The organism is Noviherbaspirillum agri (assembly GCF_054780595.1).
In genome coordinates, this window is sequence record NZ_BAAGWA010000012.1 from 58514 (window position 1) to 77313 (window position 18800).

21 protein-coding genes are annotated in these 18800 nt (G+C 58.5%); 16 read left to right on the forward strand and 5 right to left on the reverse strand.

Features of this window, described 5'->3' with window-relative positions; genetic code table 11:
- Window positions 1-161 precede the first annotated feature (161 nt).
- Both ACYVIA_RS17680 and ACYVIA_RS17685 read left to right on the forward strand, forming a co-directional pair.
- The gene (locus ACYVIA_RS17680; RefSeq protein WP_460843116.1) at window positions 162-608 is read left to right on the forward strand and encodes an NfeD family protein; all 447 of its coding nucleotides are present in this window, start codon (window positions 162-164) and stop codon (window positions 606-608) included.
- A gap of 20 nt (window positions 609-628) precedes the next feature.
- Window positions 629-1555, forward strand: coding sequence for an SPFH domain-containing protein (locus ACYVIA_RS17685; protein ID WP_460843118.1), 927 nt, complete (start codon window positions 629-631; stop codon window positions 1553-1555).
- A 40-nt stretch (window positions 1556-1595) separates the two neighbouring features.
- Here the strand turns inward: ACYVIA_RS17685 and smpB are convergent, their stop codons facing one another.
- The gene (gene smpB / locus ACYVIA_RS17690) at window positions 1596-2045 is read right to left on the reverse strand and encodes an SsrA-binding protein SmpB (RefSeq protein WP_460843120.1); all 450 of its coding nucleotides are present in this window, start codon (window positions 2043-2045) and stop codon (window positions 1596-1598) included.
- Between the two features lie 67 nt (window positions 2046-2112).
- On the opposite strand from smpB, the gene ACYVIA_RS17695 reads away from it, so the two are divergent.
- On the forward strand, window positions 2113-2544 hold the full coding sequence (locus ACYVIA_RS17695) for a type II toxin-antitoxin system RatA family toxin (RefSeq protein ID WP_460843121.1): 432 nt from the start codon (window positions 2113-2115) through the stop codon (window positions 2542-2544).
- On the forward strand, window positions 2537-2833 hold the full coding sequence (locus tag ACYVIA_RS17700) for an RnfH family protein (RefSeq protein ID WP_460843123.1): 297 nt from the start codon (window positions 2537-2539) through the stop codon (window positions 2831-2833). The genes ACYVIA_RS17695 and ACYVIA_RS17700 overlap by 8 nt, the downstream gene beginning before the upstream one ends.
- Window positions 2834-2860: 27 nt before the next feature.
- Here ACYVIA_RS17700 and ACYVIA_RS17705 read toward each other — a convergent pair whose 3' ends face one another.
- On the reverse strand, window positions 2861-3352 hold the full coding sequence (locus ACYVIA_RS17705) for a DUF4124 domain-containing protein (protein ID WP_460843124.1): 492 nt from the start codon (window positions 3350-3352) through the stop codon (window positions 2861-2863).
- A gap of 164 nt (window positions 3353-3516) precedes the next feature.
- On the opposite strand from ACYVIA_RS17705, the gene guaB reads away from it, so the two are divergent.
- The 9 genes from guaB to ldcA all read left to right on the forward strand — a co-directional run bounded on the left by guaB (window position 3517) and on the right by ldcA (window position 12661).
- Window positions 3517-4977, forward strand: a complete 1461-nt coding sequence (guaB, locus tag ACYVIA_RS17710) for an IMP dehydrogenase (protein ID WP_460843126.1) — start codon at window positions 3517-3519, stop codon at window positions 4975-4977.
- Between the two features lie 28 nt (window positions 4978-5005).
- The gene (locus tag ACYVIA_RS17715) at window positions 5006-6040 is read left to right on the forward strand and encodes a GGDEF domain-containing protein (RefSeq protein WP_460843128.1); all 1035 of its coding nucleotides are present in this window, start codon (window positions 5006-5008) and stop codon (window positions 6038-6040) included.
- A gap of 19 nt (window positions 6041-6059) precedes the next feature.
- Complete coding sequence (gene guaA / locus ACYVIA_RS17720) at window positions 6060-7640, forward strand: glutamine-hydrolyzing GMP synthase (RefSeq protein ID WP_460843130.1); 1581 nt, start codon at window positions 6060-6062, stop codon at window positions 7638-7640.
- A complete protein-coding gene (queE, locus tag ACYVIA_RS17725) occupies window positions 7641-8276 on the forward strand; it encodes a 7-carboxy-7-deazaguanine synthase (RefSeq protein WP_460843132.1) in 636 nt (211 codons plus the stop codon).
- 5 nt (window positions 8277-8281) lie between these two features.
- Window positions 8282-8731 carry a 6-carboxytetrahydropterin synthase QueD gene (gene queD, locus ACYVIA_RS17730; RefSeq protein WP_460843133.1) on the forward strand — a complete coding sequence of 150 codons (450 nt, stop codon included), beginning with the start codon at window positions 8282-8284 and terminating at the stop codon, window positions 8729-8731.
- A gap of 5 nt (window positions 8732-8736) precedes the next feature.
- Entirely contained in the window at window positions 8737-9225 is a 489-nt protein-coding gene (gene tadA / locus ACYVIA_RS17735) for a tRNA adenosine(34) deaminase TadA (protein WP_460843136.1), read from the forward strand.
- A gap of 514 nt (window positions 9226-9739) precedes the next feature.
- Window positions 9740-10651: an alpha/beta fold hydrolase gene (locus ACYVIA_RS17740; protein ID WP_460843137.1), complete on the forward strand. Its 912-nt coding sequence runs from the start codon at window positions 9740-9742 to the stop codon at window positions 10649-10651.
- A gap of 44 nt (window positions 10652-10695) precedes the next feature.
- A complete protein-coding gene (locus tag ACYVIA_RS17745) occupies window positions 10696-11508 on the forward strand; it encodes an esterase/lipase family protein (protein WP_460843139.1) in 813 nt (270 codons plus the stop codon).
- Between the two features lie 211 nt (window positions 11509-11719).
- Window positions 11720-12661 carry a muramoyltetrapeptide carboxypeptidase gene (gene ldcA, locus ACYVIA_RS17750; protein WP_460843141.1) on the forward strand — a complete coding sequence of 314 codons (942 nt, stop codon included), beginning with the start codon at window positions 11720-11722 and terminating at the stop codon, window positions 12659-12661.
- Here the strand turns inward: ldcA and ACYVIA_RS17755 are convergent.
- From ACYVIA_RS17755 to ACYVIA_RS17765, 3 genes are all read right to left on the reverse strand, one after another.
- Entirely contained in the window at window positions 12644-13540 is an 897-nt protein-coding gene (locus ACYVIA_RS17755) for an aldose 1-epimerase (protein WP_460843142.1), read from the reverse strand. The two genes, ldcA and ACYVIA_RS17755, sit on opposite strands and share 18 nt — an antisense overlap.
- 10 nt (window positions 13541-13550) lie before the next feature.
- Window positions 13551-14447, reverse strand: coding sequence for an SMP-30/gluconolactonase/LRE family protein (locus ACYVIA_RS17760; protein ID WP_460843144.1), 897 nt, complete (start codon window positions 14445-14447; stop codon window positions 13551-13553).
- Window positions 14448-14520: 73 nt separating this feature from the next.
- A complete protein-coding gene (locus ACYVIA_RS17765) occupies window positions 14521-16242 on the reverse strand; it encodes an IlvD/Edd family dehydratase (protein ID WP_460843146.1) in 1722 nt (573 codons plus the stop codon).
- A gap of 104 nt (window positions 16243-16346) precedes the next feature.
- On the opposite strand from ACYVIA_RS17765, the gene ACYVIA_RS17770 reads away from it, so the two are divergent.
- The 3 genes from ACYVIA_RS17770 (at window position 16347) to ACYVIA_RS17780 (ending at window position 18783) form a co-directional block, all read left to right on the forward strand.
- Window positions 16347-17123 carry an SDR family NAD(P)-dependent oxidoreductase gene (locus ACYVIA_RS17770; RefSeq protein WP_460843148.1) on the forward strand — a complete coding sequence of 259 codons (777 nt, stop codon included), beginning with the start codon at window positions 16347-16349 and terminating at the stop codon, window positions 17121-17123.
- Window positions 17124-17235: 112 nt separating this feature from the next.
- Window positions 17236-18144 (forward strand): 2-dehydro-3-deoxygalactonokinase, encoded by a 909-nt coding sequence (locus ACYVIA_RS17775; RefSeq protein WP_460843149.1) that lies wholly within the window; start codon window positions 17236-17238, stop codon window positions 18142-18144.
- A 9-nt stretch (window positions 18145-18153) separates the two neighbouring features.
- On the forward strand, window positions 18154-18783 hold the full coding sequence (locus ACYVIA_RS17780; RefSeq protein ID WP_460843151.1) for a 2-dehydro-3-deoxy-6-phosphogalactonate aldolase: 630 nt from the start codon (window positions 18154-18156) through the stop codon (window positions 18781-18783).
- The last annotated feature ends 17 nt before the right edge of the window (window positions 18784-18800 follow it).

The following is an 18800-nucleotide window of genomic DNA, read 5'->3' on the forward strand; positions in this document are numbered from 1 at the left end:
ATCCATTTCGTCTGGCGCTATTTTGGATTAGACTAGGGCCACTTTGTTAACGAACAACAACCAAGAAAAACAGCAGTACTTGGTATATTGCACCCCCGTCACCCATTGGGTAACGGGGGTTTTTGTTTCAGAAGTAGCCAACGGTATGACAGGGAGGCGAAATGACAGATTGGATGGGCTGGTTCGGTATTGCTGGACTGCTCGTGGTTCTGGAGATGTTCACCGGGACGTTTTACCTGCTGATGATCGGTTTCGGTTTCACTGCTGGTGGTCTTGCGGCGTTAAGCGGAGCGGGACCTGCAGTGCAATTGATAATTGCCGGTGCTGTCGGCGTTGTCGCCACGTATGGCCTTCGACGGAGCAAATGGGGAAGGAGTCCGCGGCCAGATGCGGCCAGTGATCCGAACGTAAATCTTGATATTGGACAGGTGCTTGTTGTCGACGCATGGAGTGGTACAGAGGGCGAAACCAGGACTGCACGGGCAATGTATCGCGGTGCCTTATGGGACGTCGAGTTAGATAAAAGGGGGATTGCGCGGGCAGGTACGTTCGTGATCCGCGAAGTGCGGGGTAGTCGCCTGATCGTCACCAATAGCGGTTCAAGATAAGTAAGAAGAAAGGAATCATCATGGAAATCGGCATCGGAAACGTGAGCCTGATTTTATTCATTGTTGCAATCGTGTTCGTCTTCAAGACGATCAATGTGGTGCCGCAGCAGCACGCTTGGGTGGTGGAACGCCTGGGCAAGTATCACGCTACGCTCGGGCCCGGCCTGAACATTGTGCTGCCCTTTATTGACCGCGTCGCTTACAAGCATTCGCTGAAGGAGATTCCACTCGATGTACCCAGCCAGGTGTGCATTACCAAGGACAACACACAGCTGCAGGTGGACGGCATTCTGTACTTCCAGGTCACCGACGCAATGCGTGCTTCCTACGGTTCGTCGAACTACATTGCAGCAATTACGCAACTGGCCCAGACCACTCTGCGTTCTGTTATCGGACGGATGGAGCTCGACAAGACGTTTGAAGAGCGAGACCACATCAACAAAGCCATTGTGAGTGCAATCGATGAATCGGCGGCGAACTGGGGCGTGAAGGTGTTGCGCTACGAGATTAAGGATCTCACGCCGCCAAAGGAAATCCTGCACGCGATGCAGGCGCAGATTACAGCGGAGCGGGAAAAGCGTGCATTGATTGCTGCCTCGGAAGGACGCAAGCAGGAACAGATCAACATTGCCAGCGGTGAGCGTGAGGCGGCAATCGCAAAATCCGAGGGAGACAAGCAAGCCGCAATCAATCGCGCACAGGGACAGGCGGCCGCAATCCTGGCTATTGCGGATGCGAGTGCCGAAGCCTTGCGTAAAACTGCTGCGGCGATTCGCGAACCTGGCGGTGCCGATGCGGTCAACCTGAAAGTGGCAGAGCAATACGTGAATGCATTCTCGCAACTTGCAAAGACGAATAATTCTCTGATCGTTCCAGCCAACATGAGCGACATCAGTGGCCTGATTGCTGGTGCAATGCAGGTGATGAAGTCGCAGGAAAAAGCCTGATCGGGGAAAAGTAGGACAGCGCCGCTGGGGTGAAGCAGATCTAGCGTCGGTGTTGTTTCATGATCGACTGTTGTTCACGCTGCCAGTCGCGCTGTTTCTCGCTTTCGCGCTTGTCGTGCTGCTTCTTGCCTTTGGCAAGGCCGATCTCGCATTTGATCCGGCCCTTCGTGTAGTGAAGATTGAGTGGTACCAGCGTGTAGCCGGCACGTTCGACCTTGCCGATCAGCTTATTGATTTCGTCCGCGTTTAACAAAAGCTTGCGAGTGCGTACGGGATCCGGATTGATATGGGTGGAAGCAGTGGGCAGGGGGCTGATGTGCGCGCCAAAGAGGAACACTTCGCCCTTGCGCACGATGACATAAGCTTCCTTCAGTTGAACGCGTCCGGCGCGGATGGACTTGACTTCCCAGCCTTCCAGCACCATGCCTGCCTCGTACTTTTCCTCGATGAAGTAATCGTGGAAGGCTTTTTTGTTATCAACAATGCTCATGAATGCGGGGAATGAGGCGACTCGGTTAAAATTCTGAGGTTCTATTTTATCAAACGGTCCATTCGCAATGGCAGTCGTGCACAAATCCGTATTACTTGCGTATAGCGCCGAACAGATGTTCGCACTTGTTGACCGTATCGAGGATTACCCCAATTTCTTGCCATGGTGCGGCGGCACGGAGGTGAAGACGCGTGAGGGCAACAAAGTGGTGGCTACGCTGATGATCAACTACCATGGCGTGAAGCAAACCTTTTCAACCGAAAACACGAATACGCCTCCCACTTCGATGAACATGGAGCTCATCGAAGGGCCATTCAAGCATTTGAACGGCACCTGGAATTTCATCCCTTTGCGGGCGGACGCATGCAAGGTTGAGTTCGATTTGCGATACGAGTTTTCGAGCAGGGTGCTGGAACAACTTATCGGCCCTGTCTTCAACATGATTGCCAACAGCTTTGTGGACTCGTTCTGCAAGCGGGCTGAGACCGTATATGGATGAGATTCGCGTTCAGGTTTGTTATGCGCGGCCAGACGTGCAGTATCTGCGTGAGTTGATTTTGCCGGCAGGGACAACGTTGCGGGCTGCAGTCGATCAAAGTGGCGTGTTGAGCGATTTCCCGGAAATTGATCTCGCAGTCTTTCGTCTTGGCGTTTATGGCAAGTTGAGAACTCCGGAAACGGTGCTGCGCGATCACGACCGAGTCGAGATTTATCGCCGCCTGATCGCCGACCCGAAGGAGTCCCGACGCAAACGAGCGGTGAAAAAGGATGAAAAAAAAGCCCGATGACAATCGGGCTTTTTTGCGAATGGGGCGCTACTTGCAGTCTTCCAGTGCGCGCCGCGAGTCGCGGAGTTCCTGGGCGCGTTGCTCATCCGTCAAGAATGCGCGCTCTCCGTTCTTGTCGGTGCGTGCAATACGTTGACCCGATTCGAGTGCGCGATTGTATTCGCGCGCACGTTCGCAGTGCTTGGCCTTGTCGGCTTCATACTTTGATTGTTCCGCAACCTTCTTGTCCTTCTCCGCTTGTTCCGCACGGCGTTTGCGGAATTCCGCCTCTTTCTCCGCAAGGGTAAGGTCCGCTTTGGCGGGCGCTGCTGTTTCGGATTCGTGCGACGGAATTGCCGCTACGCCGCGCTGCTTGAGAATGCGATTTGCCGGGACGGAGGCCGGAGGCGGCATGTCTGAATACTGCTTGACCCCTTTTTCATCCAGCCATACATATTGCGCGAAGGCCGTGCCGGACAGTGCCAGTGCAATGACGACGGCGGTGGTGGTTGCCAGATGCTTGAAATGAAAGTTTTTCATTTAACTCCCTGTGTGTGAAGCCGAGCGTGAAACTATGGAGGATTTCGCCACGCTTTACCCGGCATGTCAACGAAGGCATGCTTTTCTTATATCGAAAACGGACAGAAAAACGACGCATATGGTGGATTTCTGTATAATTCGCTTTTGCGCCTATAGGAATCACTATGCGTCTACTCCAGAAAGCACTCACATTCGATGACGTGCTCCTCGTCCCCGCACATTCGGACATCCTCCCCAAAGATACTTCCCTGAAAACGCGCTTGACGCGCAACATTACGCTGAATATTCCGCTGCTGTCGGCTGCAATGGATACCGTCACGGAAGCGCGCCTCGCAATCGCGATGGCCCAAGAGGGTGGCATCGGCATCATTCACAAGAATCTGAAGCCGAAGGATCAGGCGCGTGAGGTTGCAAAGGTGAAGCGCTTCGAGTCTGGCGTAGTGCGCGACCCGATCACGATTCCGCCGACGATGCGCATTCGCGATGTGATGGCGCTGTCGGCGCAGCATGGCATCAGCGGCTTTCCGGTAGTGGAGGGCAAGACGGTCGTAGGCATCATCACTAACCGCGACTTGCGATTCGAGGAGGAACTGGACGCTGAAGTTCGCGCCAAGATGACGCCGCGCGAGAAGCTGGTGTATGTGAAGGAAGGTGCTGACCTGTCCGAGGCAAAGCGCCTGATGAACAAGTTCCGCCTCGAGCGCGTCATTGTCGTCAATGATGCATTCGAATTGCGCGGCCTGATTACCGTGAAGGACATCCAGAAGGCGACCGAGCATCCGAACGCATGCAAGGACGAGCACGGAAAGCTGCGTGTTGGTGCTGCAGTGGGTGTCGGTCCCGATAATGATGAGCGCATCGACCTGCTGGTAAAAGCGGGGGTGGACGTCATCGTGGTGGATACGGCGCACGGGCATTCGAAAGGCGTATTGGATCGGGTCAAGTGGGTGAAGACGCATTACCCGCAGGTGGATGTCATCGGTGGCAATATTGCAACGGCGGCGGCAGCCGTGGCGCTGGCTGAACACGGAGCCGATGGCGTGAAAGTCGGCATCGGTCCTGGCTCCATCTGCACCACGCGTATCGTTGCCGGTGTTGGTGTGCCGCAGATTACCGCAATTTCAAACGTGTCTGAAGCGCTCAAGGACGTCGGCATCCCCTGCATCGCCGATGGCGGCATCCGCTATTCCGGCGATATCGCCAAGGCGTTGGCTGCCGGTGCATCGAGCGTGATGATGGGTAGCATGTTTGCCGGCACCGAAGAGGCGCCGGGAGAAGTCATCCTGTTCCAGGGACGCAGCTACAAGTCATATCGTGGCATGGGCAGTTTGGGCGCAATGTCTGAAGGATCTGCCGATCGCTATTTTCAGGATGCTGCCAATAATGCGGACAAGCTCGTGCCTGAAGGTATTGAAGGACGCGTGCCATACAAGGGAAGCGTGCTTGCGATCCTGTACCAGCTGGTCGGTGGGGTTCGTTCCTCCATGGGCTATTGCGGTTGTGCGACGATTGATCAGTTCCGTGAAAAGGCCGAGTTTGTCGAAATCACCTCGGCAGGAATGCGCGAGTCGCATGTTCATGACGTACAGATTACGAAGGAAGCGCCAAACTACCGTGCAGACTGACGGCTGACGGCGTCAACGCAAAGACACCATGGACAGCCCGGTAAGCGCTATGCACAGCGAGACACCGCCAACCGGTGCAGATCAGGCCGAGACTGCCTCGGGCGGTGTCGATCCGCAGCTGGAACGGATTCGCCGCATTGGAAGAAGACTCTTCGATGTGGCGAATTGCGTCATAGTGCTTGCGGAGAAAACTTCGGAGCCGGCGCAAAGCATTGCCGCTGTCGAGCATGATGTCGCGTTTTGTGTCGCCATGCCAGCGTCAGGTCAGCCCAAGGTGATTGCGGATACACTGAACCACCTTGCGTTATTGCAGAACCCTTGGAACCTTGGCGAACCACCGATCCGGTTCTTTGCATCGCATCCCGTATTCGGGCCGGACAAAGCGCTCTTGGGGAGTGTCAATCTGGTTGATTATCTTCCCAGGCCGTTCTTCCGGAACGGCGACAGGCAGATGCTGGCCGATTTGGCTGCCTTGGTGGAGCGTGAGCTCGATCTGCGGTTAGTCAATGCGCAGCAGCTGGAACTTCAGAAGAAGAACAAGAACCTGCGCCGGAAGTCGCTCATCGATCCGTTGATCGGCACGTGGAATCGCGGTGCGATCATGCGCATCCTGACCATTGAAGCAGCACGTTGTGACAAGGCGGGCGTGCCGCTTTCGCTGATCGTTGCCGACATTGATTATTTCAAGAGGATCAATGACTCTTACGGCCATCCAGTGGGCGACACAGTCCTGGTCAAGGTGGCGAGCCGTTTGCGTTCCTGCATCCGGCCCCAGGAGGCACTCGGCCGTTATGGTGGCGAGGAATTCCTGATCGTGCTGCCGGGTTCATCGCACGACACGGCAATGGCAGTGGCTGAACGGATGCGGCTAGCCATTGCGGCGCAGCCGGAGACAGTCGGCACGACGGCCCTTAACCTGACCATCAGCGCCGGCGTGGCGTCGACCGATATGTTTCCGACAGCGACCACGGAAGAATTGATCAGCCGGGCGGATATGGCCCTGTATGCGGCAAAGGACGCGGGGCGCAACCGAGTGGTAAAGGCAACACCAGATTTATCCTGATATTAACTTGGCAATTTTCATGCACTCAAAAATTCTCATTCTCGATTTCGGCTCCCAGGTTACGCAGTTGATTGCGCGTCGCGTGCGCGAGGCGGGTGTGTTTTCGGAGGTCTATCCGTACGATGTCAGTGATGAGTTCGTCCGCAATTATGGCGCGGCGGGCATCATCCTCTCCGGTGGGCCGAACTCCGTCACCGAGGGCGACACGCCGCGTGCGCCCAAGGCCGTATTCGAAGCGGGTGTACCGGTGCTGGGCATTTGCTATGGCATGCAGACGATGGCCGAACAGCTCGGTGGCAAGGTCGAGTGTGGCAAGGTCCGCGAATTCGGTTACGCCGAAGTGCGTGCACGTGGACATACGGCGCTGTTGACTGGCATTGCCGACTTCGTCACGGACGAAGGCCACGGGATGTTGAAGGTATGGATGAGCCACGGTGACAAGATTATCGAGATGCCACCTGGCTTCAAGTTGATGGCATCGACCGACAATTGCCCGATCGCCGCCATGGCGAACGAAGAGCGCAAGCTGTATGCGGTGCAGTTCCATCCTGAAGTGACGCACACCGTGCAGGGCAAGGCCATTCTCGGACGCTTCGTGCATGAGATCTGCGGATGCAAATCCGACTGGAACATGCCCGACTATATTTCCGAAGCTGTGGAAGCCATCCGCAAGCAGGTTGGCGATGATGAAGTCATTCTGGGCCTGTCGGGCGGCGTTGACAGCAGCGTGGCCGCTGCCTTGATCCATCGTGCGATCGGCGACCAGCTGACCTGCGTTTTCGTCGACCATGGTCTTCTGCGCCTGAACGAGGGCGAGATGGTGATGAACATGTTCGGCAAGAACCTGGGCGTGAAAGTCATCCATGTCGATGCAACAGAACAGTTCATGGGCAAGCTGGCCGGCGTCACCGATCCGGAAGCCAAGCGCAAGATCATCGGGCGCGAGTTTGTGGAAGTATTCCAGGCAGAGGCAGGCAAGCTGAAGAATGCAAAGTGGCTGGCGCAGGGAACGATTTACCCCGACGTCATCGAGAGCGCAGGCAAGGGCAAGAAGACAGCGCACACAATCAAGAGCCATCACAACGTCGGCGGTCTGCCGGAGACGCTCAACCTGAAGCTGCTGGAACCATTGCGCGAGCTGTTCAAGGATGAGGTTCGTGAACTGGGCGTGGCACTCGGCCTGCCGCACGACATGGTGTATCGCCATCCGTTCCCGGGACCGGGACTCGGTGTCCGTATCCTTGGTGAAGTGAAGAAGGAATACGCGGATTTGTTGCGTCGTGCAGATGCCATCTTCATCGAGGAGTTGCGCGCGACGGTCGATGACGAGGGGCGCTCATGGTATGACAAGACGAGCCAGGCATTTGCCGTGTTCCTGCCGGTTAAGTCGGTCGGTGTGATGGGCGATGGCCGCACGTACGAATACGTTGTTGCGCTGCGTGCAGTGCAGACGCAGGACTTCATGACCGCACACTGGGCGCACCTGCCGCACGACCTGCTGGGACGGGTATCGAACCGCATCATCAATGAAGTGCGCGGATTGAACCGTGTGGTCTATGACATTTCGGGCAAACCGCCAGCGACGATCGAGTGGGAATAATTGACTTACAGCGTTAAGGAAATCTTTTACACACTGCAGGGCGAGGGCACGCATGCCGGACGTCCTGCGGTGTTCTGCCGCTTTTCGGGCTGCAACCTGTGGAGCGGCAGGGAGAGCGATCGCGCCAGCGCCGTGTGCAAGTTCTGCGATACCGACTTTGTCGGCACTGATGGTGAACTGGGAGGCAAGTATGTCGACAGTGAATGCCTCGCGCAGACGGTGGATTCGCTTTGGCCAAAGACATACACGGCCAGCAAGTATGTCGTGTTCACCGGCGGCGAACCGCTGTTGCAATTGAATGCGGCGCTGATCGACAGCATGCATCGCCGCGGATTCGAGATCGCGATCGAAACCAACGGCACCTTGCCGGTTCCCGAGGGCGTGGACTGGGTGTGCGTCAGCCCCAAGGTGGGTTCCGAGCTCCAGGTACGCAAAGGGAATGAGCTGAAGGTCGTCATTCCGCAGGAAGGACAATTGCTGGCGGACTACGAGGCGTTGGACTTCGACCACTTTTACGTCCAGCCGATGGATGGCCTGTCGGCCGAAAAGAACACAAAGCTTGCCATTGAGATTTGCAAGAAAAATCCCAGGTGGAAGCTGAGCCTGCAGACGCACAAGCTTCTGCAAATACCCTAGAAATTATGTTAACGATTACCCGCAAGCTCGAATTCGATGCAGGTCACCGGATTCCTGACCACAAGAGCCAGTGCCGCAACCTGCACGGCCATCGCTACACGCTCGAAGTCACGCTGACCGGTGCGGTCATCCAGGAGGAGGGAAGCTCCGATAACGGGATGATCATGGACTTTTCCGATGTGAAGGCGCTCGCAAAACAGCATCTGGTTGATGTCTGGGATCATGCGTTCATTGCGTACGAGAAAGACACGGCAGTGCGCGAATTCCTCGACAGTCTGCCCGGACACAAGACCGTCATCATCGATAGCATCCCAACCGTGGAGAACCTGGCGCAGACAGCCTTCAATATCCTGAACGCGGCATATAAGGACCGTTATGGGACGGGCCTGCGCCTGAAGCGACTAGTTTTGCACGAGACCCCGAATTGCTGGGCTGAAGTGACCTCGGACGACTAAGATCCATGCAGGATTCCATCTTCATGCAGCAGGCGCTGTCGCAGGCGCACAATGCCTGGGCACTGGGCGAAGTGCCGGTCGGTGCCGTCGTTGTCAAGGACGGCCAAGTGGTTGCGACCGGATTTAACCAGCCGATCGGGACGCATGACCCGACTGCGCATGCCGAAATCATGGCGTTGCGTGCTGCTGCCACCATCCTTGGAAATTACCGCCTGCCGGGCTGCGAGCTTTACGTCACGCTCGAGCCCTGCGTCATGTGCGCGGGAGCGATGATGCATGCTCGGCTGTCGCGCGTTGTCTTCGGTGCTTCTGACCCGAAAACGGGCGCCTGCGGCTCCATCGTCAACCTGTTTGATCAGGAAAAGCTCAACCACCATACCGACGTGGTGGGTGGTGTACTCGCTGAAGAATGTGGCGCACTGCTCAAGGATTTTTTTGCCGAGCGCCGTCGGGCCGCACAGCGTTCCGTCGGGACGTTGTCCGAAGCGGAATAGCCCCTTCCTCGCGCCGATACAGGCATTTCATCTTGCTTGAAGGAACTTCAGGCCTGTTCCTCAGTCAACGAAAGTGCAATAAGGAAACTTATTTGCCGTGAACATGGCCGTGGTCGCTGTTCCTTAGACGTCCCTCCAGCAAGGGAACGCATCCCGCTGTTTCAGTTTAAGCAAGGAAGAATTTTCCACGCTTGGACGCCGGATTTACATTGCACTGCAATATTCCGTGCCGGCGCAGTTGCTGTGGTGACCCTATACCTGCCGGAGTATGAATTTCCGAATTACGTGTGCGTACGTGCATGGTAAGTCGTGGTTCGTCGGGAATCGGCAGCCTTTCAGACTGTGGCATGGCGTTTGCTCAATCGAATCCGCGCGGTGCATACAAGATATGCGTTATGTGCAAATGCTTGCAGGCCATGTCCCTAAATGGCGCAGTGACATTGTGACAGTGTGAACCGGTGACACAGCGGCACTGGAAATGCAGCGTAACGCTTTTTAAAAAAGGGAAGTCCTTTTGCCTATTATCGAAACAAACGGTATCCAGATTGCCTACGACGAGCAGGGTGATCCGCGCGGCGAGCCGATCCTGCTCCTCGCGGGCCTCGGCCTGCAGCTTATCTCGTGGCCGGATGCATTTTGCAAGGGACTGACCGACCAGGGATTTCGTGTGATTCGCTTCGACAATCGGGATAGCGGATTGTCGAGCAAGATGGATCATTTCGGCAGGCCGAACCTGCATCTTGCGTTCTTCAAGACCTTGTTTCACATGCCGCTGTTCAGCGGCTACACGCTGTATGACATGGCGCGCGATGCGGTTGGCCTGCTGGACGCCCTGGACATCGACAAGGCCCATATTGTCGGCGCTTCGATGGGCGGGATGATTGCGCAGATTATCGCCGCGCGTTATCCGCATCGTGCCCTCACGCTGACATCCATCATGTCTACCAGCGGACGGCCAGGCCTGCCTGGACCGAGCCTGGCCGCGAGCAATGCCATGTTTTCGCGTCCCTCTAATCCGCGCGACATGGACTGCGTCATCGAGCACTTCGTCCACTTGTTCCGCGTTATCGGCAGTCCGGCCTATCCGACGCCGGATGCCGAGCTGCGCCAGCGTGTGGCACGCAGCGTGCGGCGAAATGTTTGTGCGCGCGGCACTGCGCGCCAGGTCATGGCGGTCGCTTCGACGGGTGACCTCGTGGCCCAACTGCGTACGATCCGGTTGCCGGCACTCGTCATTCATGGAACCGACGATCCACTGGTGCCGATCGCATGCGGCCGCGATACCGCGCGAATGATTTCGAACGCGATCCTGCATGAGGTCGAAGGCATGGGGCACGATTTCCCCCCGGCACTGGATGAGCTCTTGTCCGGGCTGATCGCTGCGCATTGCAGTGGGACCCTCGCTCCTCGCGCGCGTACTGCATAGACGGGAGCCGGGATGCCGGCATGATGATTGAGTTGGAGACGTAAATGAAGAACAGAAAATCTGCACTGCACAACGTGGAGAACGTCAAGGCGCCGGGCTGGTTCAAGCTGGCTCTGGAAGGGCGTGCACCATGGGAGCTTTGGGCGTCGCTGGTTGCCTTGCCTGTCCTGAAGAATGCGCCGGAAGGTGATGGCCATCCGGTACTGGTCTTTCCCGGTCTGGCCACAGGCGACGTCACGACGCTCGTGTTGCGCAACTTCCTGAAGTCACGCGGCTATGTTCCCTACGCATGGGAGCTGGGCCTGAACCGGGGGCCGCGCCCCGGCGTCATCGAGGCATGCCTGGAGCGTGTGCAGCAGTTGCGGTCAGAGCATGGCCGCACCGTGAGCCTGGTGGGCTGGAGCCTCGGCGGGGTGTACGCGCGCGAGATCGCAAAGCTGGTTCCCGACCATGTGCGCGTGGTGATCACGCTGGGCACGCCGTTTGCCGGCCATCCAAAAGCGACCAACGCCTGGCGCCTGTACGAGCTGGCCAGCGGTCGTCGCATTGAAGACGATACTTCCCAGGTCGATCTTCCGGCGCCGCCGCCGGTCCCGACAACGTCGATATTCAGCCGTACGGACGGCGTCGTTGCATGGCAGTGCAGCGTGCAGGAGGAAACCGAGAGGACCGAGAATATTGAAGTTCATGCAAGCCATATCGGCATGGGCATGAACCCGATGGCTTTGTATGCGGTTGCCGATCGTCTCGCACAGCCGGAGGGGGAATGGCAACGCTTTGACCGTGAAGGCTTGGGCGGATTGAAGAAGCTGCTGTACCGCGACCCGCAGCGAAACCCGCGTTTCGGTATTTTCTGAATCTGGGCAAACCCGGAGCGACTGATCACCGCTGCTCCTTGTACGCGGCTGCATGACGGGGTGCTGCGACGTGCGTGGTTGTGCGTCGAAGTCCAACGCCATGCAAATCGGCGCCGGATGCACATCGCAGCGAAACCTCTTTCTTGTCGCCCTATGCGCGGGGACGGTGGTCTAGAATACCTTCTCGCTGAACCAATCCCTTCATGCAAAGATGACCAATCCTTTGGATACGCACGCCGATGTCGGCGTGGCGATTGTCGCGCCGGGCGGCTACGCGCAGGATGAACCGGCGCTGGAACGCGCGGTGAAGCGCCTGCAGGCACAGGGCTGCCGGGTCCACAATTATTACGATCCGTCGAGGAAGCACCAGCGTTTCGGCGGAACTGACGACAGTCGCGCTGCGCAGCTCCATGCCGCCGCGACCAATCCCGATGTACAGATCGTCCTGGCACTGCGCGGTGGTTATGGCATGTCGCGCATCCTTTGCGAGCTCGATCTGAAACTATTGGCGGAAAGCGGGAAGCTGTTTGTCGGGCATAGCGACTTCACCGCGCTGCAGATGGCCCTGCTGGCGCAGGAAGCGGCGATCAGCTTTGCCGGGCCGATGATCTGCGATGACTTCACGCGCGAAGTGCAGAGCGAATTCACGACGCAGCAGTTCTGGCAGTGCATGAAAGGACCGTCGCATACGATCACGTTCCAGGCGAGCGAGAATCCCGAAGTCGATGTATCCGGTGTTCTGTGGGGCGGCAACCTGACGATGCTCACCCATCTTGCCGGCACGCCCTACATGCCGAAAGTGGAGGGCGGCATCCTGTTTCTCGAGGATGTGAACGAGCATCCGTACAGAGTGGAGCGGATGCTGCTGCAATTGCAGTACGCCGGACTACTCAAGCAAAAGGCGATTCTTCTCGGGGATTTTTCAAGCTATCGGCTCACGCCATACGACAACGGCTACGATTTCTCCGTGATGCTCGATTATTTGCGCAAGCGTCTTCAGGTACCGGTCCTGACTGGGCTGCCATTTGGGCATACACCGGACAAGGCCACCCTTGTCGTCGGCGCACAGGCAACGCTCAGATCCGACGGAAGGTCTGCCGAACTGGTGATGAGCGGCTATCCCTCGCTGTCTGCATCAGCGCGCCTGCGCTGAAGGGCCGACCAGGAACTTTGCGCGCAATGCGAGGCTGTCGCCGTGCGACAGATAAGCGAGGCCCGGCTGGTTCGGCATGTGGAAGGCGTCGATCGGATGCGTGATCGGCTCGATGCAGAAAAAATCGCGTTGCGGTGGCCGATAGAACAAGGTGTAGCCGTTGCAGTCCGGCATGACCATCGTGATTGAAATGCCGCGATCCGGATAATCGATCAGAGCCTTCCCGTTCCAGCCGGTGTAGCAGTTGTCGATCATCGCACCGTCCAGCGGTGACGGGGCGTTGTAGTCCCACCCGGGCGGAAAGTTGGTAGTGTGCTCCACCGGAATCGGGTCTTCCCCTGCGAGCCAGACACCCTCCGATTTGAACTGCAGCCGCGTCGCGGCATTGCGCACGAAGTAGGGGTGCAGGCCGAGGCCGTAGGGCAGGGATTTTTGCCCCATGTTCGTGACGGTCAGGTCGATCTGCAAGCCATCGGGCAGCAGCAGGAAAGTCTGCGTGCTGCGATAGTGATAGGGGCTGCCGTCGAAACCGCGGGAATCAAGCGACAGCTTGATGCGGTCGCTGCCCTGCTCGGCGACCTTCCACGATTGCAGCCAGCCGTCGCCATGGATCGGATAGTGTTCTTCCGTCCGGTTGGCGTGGATCTGGTAGAAGTTGCCTTCATACTCAAAACCACCCTGCGTGATCCGGTTGGACCAGGGCACGAGCGGAAAGCATGCGAGCGTATAACGGTCGCCCGAAACGCCGTCCCAGGGGCGGAAAAGCGGAATGGTGCCTTGGTCAAGTTTCCAGTCCCAGGCGGTAACGCTGCCGCCCATTTCAGGGGACAACGCCAGTCTTTGCGAGTCAGACTCAAGCGAGATGATGTCGGCTGTCATGGCGGGCTTGTCATCCACGGAAAAGATTGGCCGGCACACCGGCAATGTCGATATCCAGCGCAAATAGACCGCCTGCCGTCGGTTCGCGTTCCAGTTGCTCTGCTGACAGGCCGACCGAAGCGGTGGTAATGAACAGCGTGGTGAAGTGTGGTCCGCCGAATGCGCAACTGCTGACCTGGCTGCAAGGCAGATCAATCCGGCGGAGGACATTCCCCCTTGCATCATGCCGGGTCAGGCAGCTTGCTCCCCAATGCGCGATCCACAGTCCGCCCTCGGCGTCGGTGCACATGCCATCCGGCGAGCCTTCTTCTTCCGTAAATTGGAGGAACAGGCGCTTGTTGCTGGTATCGCCGGTCTCAAGGTCGAAGTCGAAGGCATAGACGCGGCCGTTGACGCTGTCGTTGTGGTACATCGTGCGGTAATCGGCCGACCATGCAGGACCGTTGGTCACGATGTATCCGGTATCGATCCGACTGCATTCGCGATTGAGTGAGAAACGGTACAGCGATCCGCTAGGCTGCTTCCCGTCAAAGTCCATCGTCCCGGCCCAGAAGCGGCCGCGTGCGTCGCATTTGCCATCGTTGAACCGGTTGCCGGGGATATCTGCCTCCACCTGCAGTAACGGGCTCAGTTGTCCCGTTGCAGGATCGAAGGTCGCAAAGCCGTGCCGCTGCGTAATCACGAGTCCATCGGCATCCGCGCGCTCTGCCAGTGCAGAGATTTCCTGTTCGAACTGCCAGCTTCGCTGTCCCTCGGTCGGCGAATGGCGGTGCAGTCGATGGTTTAGGATGTCGACCCAGTACAAGGCCTGTTCCTTCACGGACCACAGCGGTCCTTCGCCAAGTGCTGCATGCGCGTCCCAGATGCATGTCGGAACGCATTCTGTTGCGCATTCGCTTGTATTCATGCAGGTCCTCCTGCGTGATGGTGTTGGTATGAGCTGCGCGGCTAGAGCATTTTTCCCCTGACTGGCCGCGGCTCTAATGCGACTCGCGCGGCACCGGTGCACCGCTGCGGCCAACGAGAAAGTCCAGGTCCGCGCCAAGGTGCGCCTGCTGTACGTGGTCCACGTACAGCTTGGCATAGCCGCGCGTCGGCATCTCGGGCGGCACCCAGTCGGCCTTGCGGCGCTGCAGTTCTTCGTCGCTCACTTCGAGATGCAGGCTGCGCTCGCCGACATCGAGTGCAATCATGTCGCCGCTCTTGACCAGTGCCAGCGGGCCGCCGACAGCTGCCTCCGGCGACGTGTGCAGGACCACGGTTCCGTATGCCGTGCCGCTCATGCGCGCATCCGAGATGCGAACCATGTCGGTGATGCCTTTCTGCAGGATCTTGCGTGGCAAGGGCATGTTGCCGACTTCGGCCATGCCCGGATAGCCGCAGGGGCCGCAGTTCTTGAGCACCATGATGCAGTGCTCGTCGATGTCGAGCGCGGGATCGTCGATGCGCTCGCGGAAGTCTTCGATTGATTCGAACACCACAGCGCGTCCGCGGTGCTTGAGAAGGTGAGGCGAGGCGGCAGAAGGCTTGATCACGGCACCATCCGGGGCGAGATTGCCTTTCAGTATAGCGATGCCGGCCTTCTCCTTGAAAGGTTCGTCGATGCTCTTGATGACATCCCGGTTGTAGCAGGGCGCATTCTCGACGTTCTGCGCGAGCGTTCTGCCATTCACCGTCAAGGCGTTCCCGTGCAGCAGGTGGAGAATCTCGCGAAGCACCGCAGGCAGGCCGCCGGAGTAATAAAAATCCTCCATCAGGTAATGCCCGGAAGGCTGCAGATTTACCAGGCAAGGCATGTCGCGCCCGATGCGGTCCCAGTCTTCCAGCTTCAGGTCGACCCCCATGCGGCCAGCAATCGCCAGAAGGTGGATAACGGCGTTGGTGGAGCCGCCGACGGCGGCGTTGACGCGGATCGCGTTCTCGAATGCCTCGCGCGTGAGGATCTTGTCCATGACGAGGTCTTCTTCCACCATCTGCACAATGCGCCGTCCGCTCAATTGCGCAAGACGATTACGCCGGGTGTCCGGTGCCGGAATGGCTGCATTGCCGGGCAGCGACATGCCCAACGCTTCGACCATGCAGGCCATGGACGAAGCCGTGCCCATCGTCATGCAGTGGCCGGATGAGCGATTCATGCAAGCCTCGGCTTCGGTGAACTCGTCTTGCGTCATTACGCCGGCGCGGACCATTTCCGACATCATCCAGACGCCCGTGCCGGAACCGATGTCCTTGCCGCGAAATTTGCCGTTAAGCATCGGGCCGCCAGAAATGCCGACGGTAGGGAGGCCGCAACTCGCTGCGCCCATCAGCAGGGCCGGCGTCGTCTTGTCGCATCCCATCAGCAGCACGACACCGTCGATCGGATTGCCTCGGATCGATTCCTCCACATCCATGCTCGCAAGATTGCGGAACAGCATTGCCGTTGGCCGCAGCTGCGTTTCCCCAAGTGACATGACCGGGAACTCCAGCGGGAATCCTCCTGCCTCAAGTACACCGCGTTTGACGAATTCCGCCAGTTCACGGAAGTGGCTGTTGCAAGGGGTTAATTCAGACCAGGTATTGCAGATGCCGATGATCGGACGTCCGTCGAAGGCGTCGGACGGATAGCCGGGCTTCTGGGTCCAGCTGCGGTGAACAAAACCATCGCGGTCCTGCTTTTCGAACCATGCCTGACTGCGACGTTTCGGAATGTTGGTGCTCATAGGATTCTCGCGGGATGAGTTGATCGACGAGAAGATGCAGGGAAGAGGTTTCGACTCGGCATCCGTATTGATTAAGGGTTGGATCGAAAGTTCAGGAGATAGTCATGGCGGCAACGGGCGAGTTGGCGACCTTCGGAAGCCTGAAGGGAAAACGGGTATTCGTGACCGGGGGCGGCTCGGGTATCGGCGAGGGCATCGTCGCTGCTTTTGCTGAGCAGGGTGCCAAGGTGGCGTTCATCGATATCGCCGTCGAACCCAGCCTCGCACTGTGCGAGCGTCTGGCCGTGGCCGGTCATGAGAAACCGGTATTCCGGCAGTGTGATATTCGCGATATTCCTGCGCTGCAAAACGTGATGCGTTCGCTGGCTGCGGAGGTCGGCGATTTCGATGTGCTGGTCAACAATGCCGGCAATGACCAGCGGCACAAGCCGGAGGAAGTCACTGTCGACTTCTGGAACAACTGCATTGCCATCAACCAGCGCCCGATGTTCTTCACCTGCCAGGCAGTGATCGAAGGGATGAAGAGAAAGGGTGGCGGCTCCATCATCAACCTCGGCTCCACCAGCTGGCACATCGCTAATGGTGGCTATCCGGTCTACACGACGACCAAGGCCGCCGTCAGCGGCCTCACCCGCGGTCTGGCGCGTGACCTCGGGCCATACAACATTCGCGTCAATACGGTGACGCCAGGCTGGGTGATGACGGAGCGGCAGCTGAAGCTGTGGGTCGATGCCGAGAGCGAGAAGCTGATTGACCAGAGCCAATGCCTGAAGGGCCGGGTAATGCCGTGGCATGTCGCGCGCATGGTGCTGTTTCTTGCGTCGGATGACTCCGCGATGTGCACCGCGCAGGAATTCATCGTCGATGGCGGCTGGTCCTGATGGCGGCTTGCGGACTGTGCCGAACAAAACGTGCGGTTCCGTGTCTACCCGCAATCAACGACGTTCGTAACGAAAGGCACAATGCGTTTTTCGAACCTTCACGGGAGCATGCATGATTGAACCAGGCACGACGCGCGTGGGCATCGACTGGGGCACGAGCAACCGGCGTGCCTACGTACTGAACGAGCAAGGCGACCTGGTGCGCCAGCATAGCGATGAATTCGGCATTCTGCATGTCGATGGCGATTTCGAAGGCTCCTTGGGGGCGCTTCTGCATACACTTCGCCTGGACAAGGCCGATGTCGTCATGTCCGGCATGGTCGGCAGCCGTAACGGCTGGCGGCAGGTGCCTTACCTGCCGGTGGACGAGCCGGTGACTAGTCTGCGCAGCGCCTTGACCGAAGTGGATACCACGCTTCCCGGTGTGCGTTGCCGCATCGCGCCGGGCTACCGTTTTATCGACATGCACGGACTGCCGGATGTGATGCGCGGCGAGGAAACGCAGGTTCTGGGCGCACTGGAATCCGGCGCGACAGGTGGCTGGTTCCTTCTGCCGGGCACACACAGTAAATGGGTGCAGGTGGAGAATGGAAAAATCACCGACCTGGTGACTTTCATGACCGGTGAACTGTTCTCGCTGATGTCGCAGCATGGCACGCTGGCAAGCCTCATGAGCGAGCAGCGCTCCGTACCCGATGCCTTTGCTGCGGGTGTCCGCGCGTCGCGCTACGGCGGCTTTACTCACACTGCCTTTTGCTGCCGCGCGCTGGTCGTGACCGACCAGATGCCGGCGCAACACACATCGTCCTATTTGTCCGGTCTGTTGATCGGCACTGAGCTGCACGAGATCCTCAGGAAGGCTGGTGACGACATCCGCAGCCCGGTGCAGGTGATCGGCAGCCCCTCTTTGACGTCTCGCTATGTCAGCGCACTGGAACTGGTTGGCGTCCAGGCCCGTGTCTGGCAACCGGACAGCATCTATGTCGCGGCCCTGAAGGCCTTGTTCGGCATGAAAGGTTAAGAAAGCATCATGGACTTGTTTCATCCCTCCCCATGCCCGCTCGTCGCAATCCTGCGCGGACTGTCGCCGGCCGAAGCGCCCGTCGTCGGGCGTATCCTGCTCGATGCAGGCTTTCGCATGCTCGAGGTGCCGTTGAACCGGCCGGGTGCGATCGAGGCCATCGGCGCGCTGGTACGCATCGCACCCGATGATGCACTGATCGGCGCGGGTACCGTGCTTACCGTCAAGGACGTGGATGCGGTAAAGGAAGCGGGCGGCCGCCTGATCGTCTCCCCGCACTGCGCGACCGATGTGATCGCCCATGCGGCACGCCACAACATGGTCGCATTGCCCGGGGTGACAACGCCAACAGAGGCATACCACGCCTTGCAGGCTGGGGCGCACGGACTCAAGCTGTTTCCGGCAGAAATGATTCCCCCGCCGGCAGTCAAGGCGATACGCTCGATTTTGCCGGCCGATACGCCGCTCTTCCCGGTTGGCGGCATCCAGCCGCACAGCATGGCGGCCTACGTGGCGGCCGGCGCAACCGGCTTCGGAATTGGTGGACAGTTGTACAAGCCCGGTGTCGATGCAGAGACGCTCAAGCAATCTGCCGCTGCTTTCATGGCGGCCCGGGAGACGCTCCTGCACGCATCTTGATGCGACACAGGCGGAAC

What these genes read in the sequence shown, in the direction of transcription:
- ACYVIA_RS17680 (WP_460843116.1), top strand. Translation starts at nt 162, where the DNA reads ATGACAGATTGGATGGGCTGGTTCGGTATTGCTGGACTGCTCGTGGTT.
- ACYVIA_RS17685 (WP_460843118.1), top strand. Translation starts at nt 629, where the DNA reads ATGGAAATCGGCATCGGAAACGTGAGCCTGATTTTATTCATTGTTGCA.
- smpB (WP_460843120.1), bottom strand. Translation starts at nt 2,045, where the DNA reads ATGAGCATTGTTGATAACAAAAAAGCCTTCCACGATTACTTCATCGAG.
- ACYVIA_RS17695 (WP_460843121.1), top strand. Translation starts at nt 2,113, where the DNA reads ATGGCAGTCGTGCACAAATCCGTATTACTTGCGTATAGCGCCGAACAG.
- ACYVIA_RS17700 (WP_460843123.1), top strand. Translation starts at nt 2,537, where the DNA reads ATGGATGAGATTCGCGTTCAGGTTTGTTATGCGCGGCCAGACGTGCAG.
- ACYVIA_RS17705 (WP_460843124.1), bottom strand. Translation starts at nt 3,352, where the DNA reads ATGAAAAACTTTCATTTCAAGCATCTGGCAACCACCACCGCCGTCGTC.
- guaB (WP_460843126.1), top strand. Translation starts at nt 3,517, where the DNA reads ATGCGTCTACTCCAGAAAGCACTCACATTCGATGACGTGCTCCTCGTC.
- ACYVIA_RS17715 (WP_460843128.1), top strand. Translation starts at nt 5,006, where the DNA reads ATGGACAGCCCGGTAAGCGCTATGCACAGCGAGACACCGCCAACCGGT.
- guaA (WP_460843130.1), top strand. Translation starts at nt 6,060, where the DNA reads ATGCACTCAAAAATTCTCATTCTCGATTTCGGCTCCCAGGTTACGCAG.
- queD (WP_460843133.1), top strand. Translation starts at nt 8,282, where the DNA reads ATGTTAACGATTACCCGCAAGCTCGAATTCGATGCAGGTCACCGGATT.
- tadA (WP_460843136.1), top strand. Translation starts at nt 8,737, where the DNA reads ATGCAGGATTCCATCTTCATGCAGCAGGCGCTGTCGCAGGCGCACAAT.
- ACYVIA_RS17745 (WP_460843139.1), top strand. Translation starts at nt 10,696, where the DNA reads ATGAAGAACAGAAAATCTGCACTGCACAACGTGGAGAACGTCAAGGCG.
- ldcA (WP_460843141.1), top strand. Translation starts at nt 11,720, where the DNA reads ATGACCAATCCTTTGGATACGCACGCCGATGTCGGCGTGGCGATTGTC.
- ACYVIA_RS17755 (WP_460843142.1), bottom strand. Translation starts at nt 13,540, where the DNA reads ATGACAGCCGACATCATCTCGCTTGAGTCTGACTCGCAAAGACTGGCG.
- ACYVIA_RS17760 (WP_460843144.1), bottom strand. Translation starts at nt 14,447, where the DNA reads ATGAATACAAGCGAATGCGCAACAGAATGCGTTCCGACATGCATCTGG.
- ACYVIA_RS17765 (WP_460843146.1), bottom strand. Translation starts at nt 16,242, where the DNA reads ATGAGCACCAACATTCCGAAACGTCGCAGTCAGGCATGGTTCGAAAAG.
- ACYVIA_RS17770 (WP_460843148.1), top strand. Translation starts at nt 16,347, where the DNA reads ATGGCGGCAACGGGCGAGTTGGCGACCTTCGGAAGCCTGAAGGGAAAA.
- ACYVIA_RS17775 (WP_460843149.1), top strand. Translation starts at nt 17,236, where the DNA reads ATGATTGAACCAGGCACGACGCGCGTGGGCATCGACTGGGGCACGAGC.
- ACYVIA_RS17780 (WP_460843151.1), top strand. Translation starts at nt 18,154, where the DNA reads ATGGACTTGTTTCATCCCTCCCCATGCCCGCTCGTCGCAATCCTGCGC.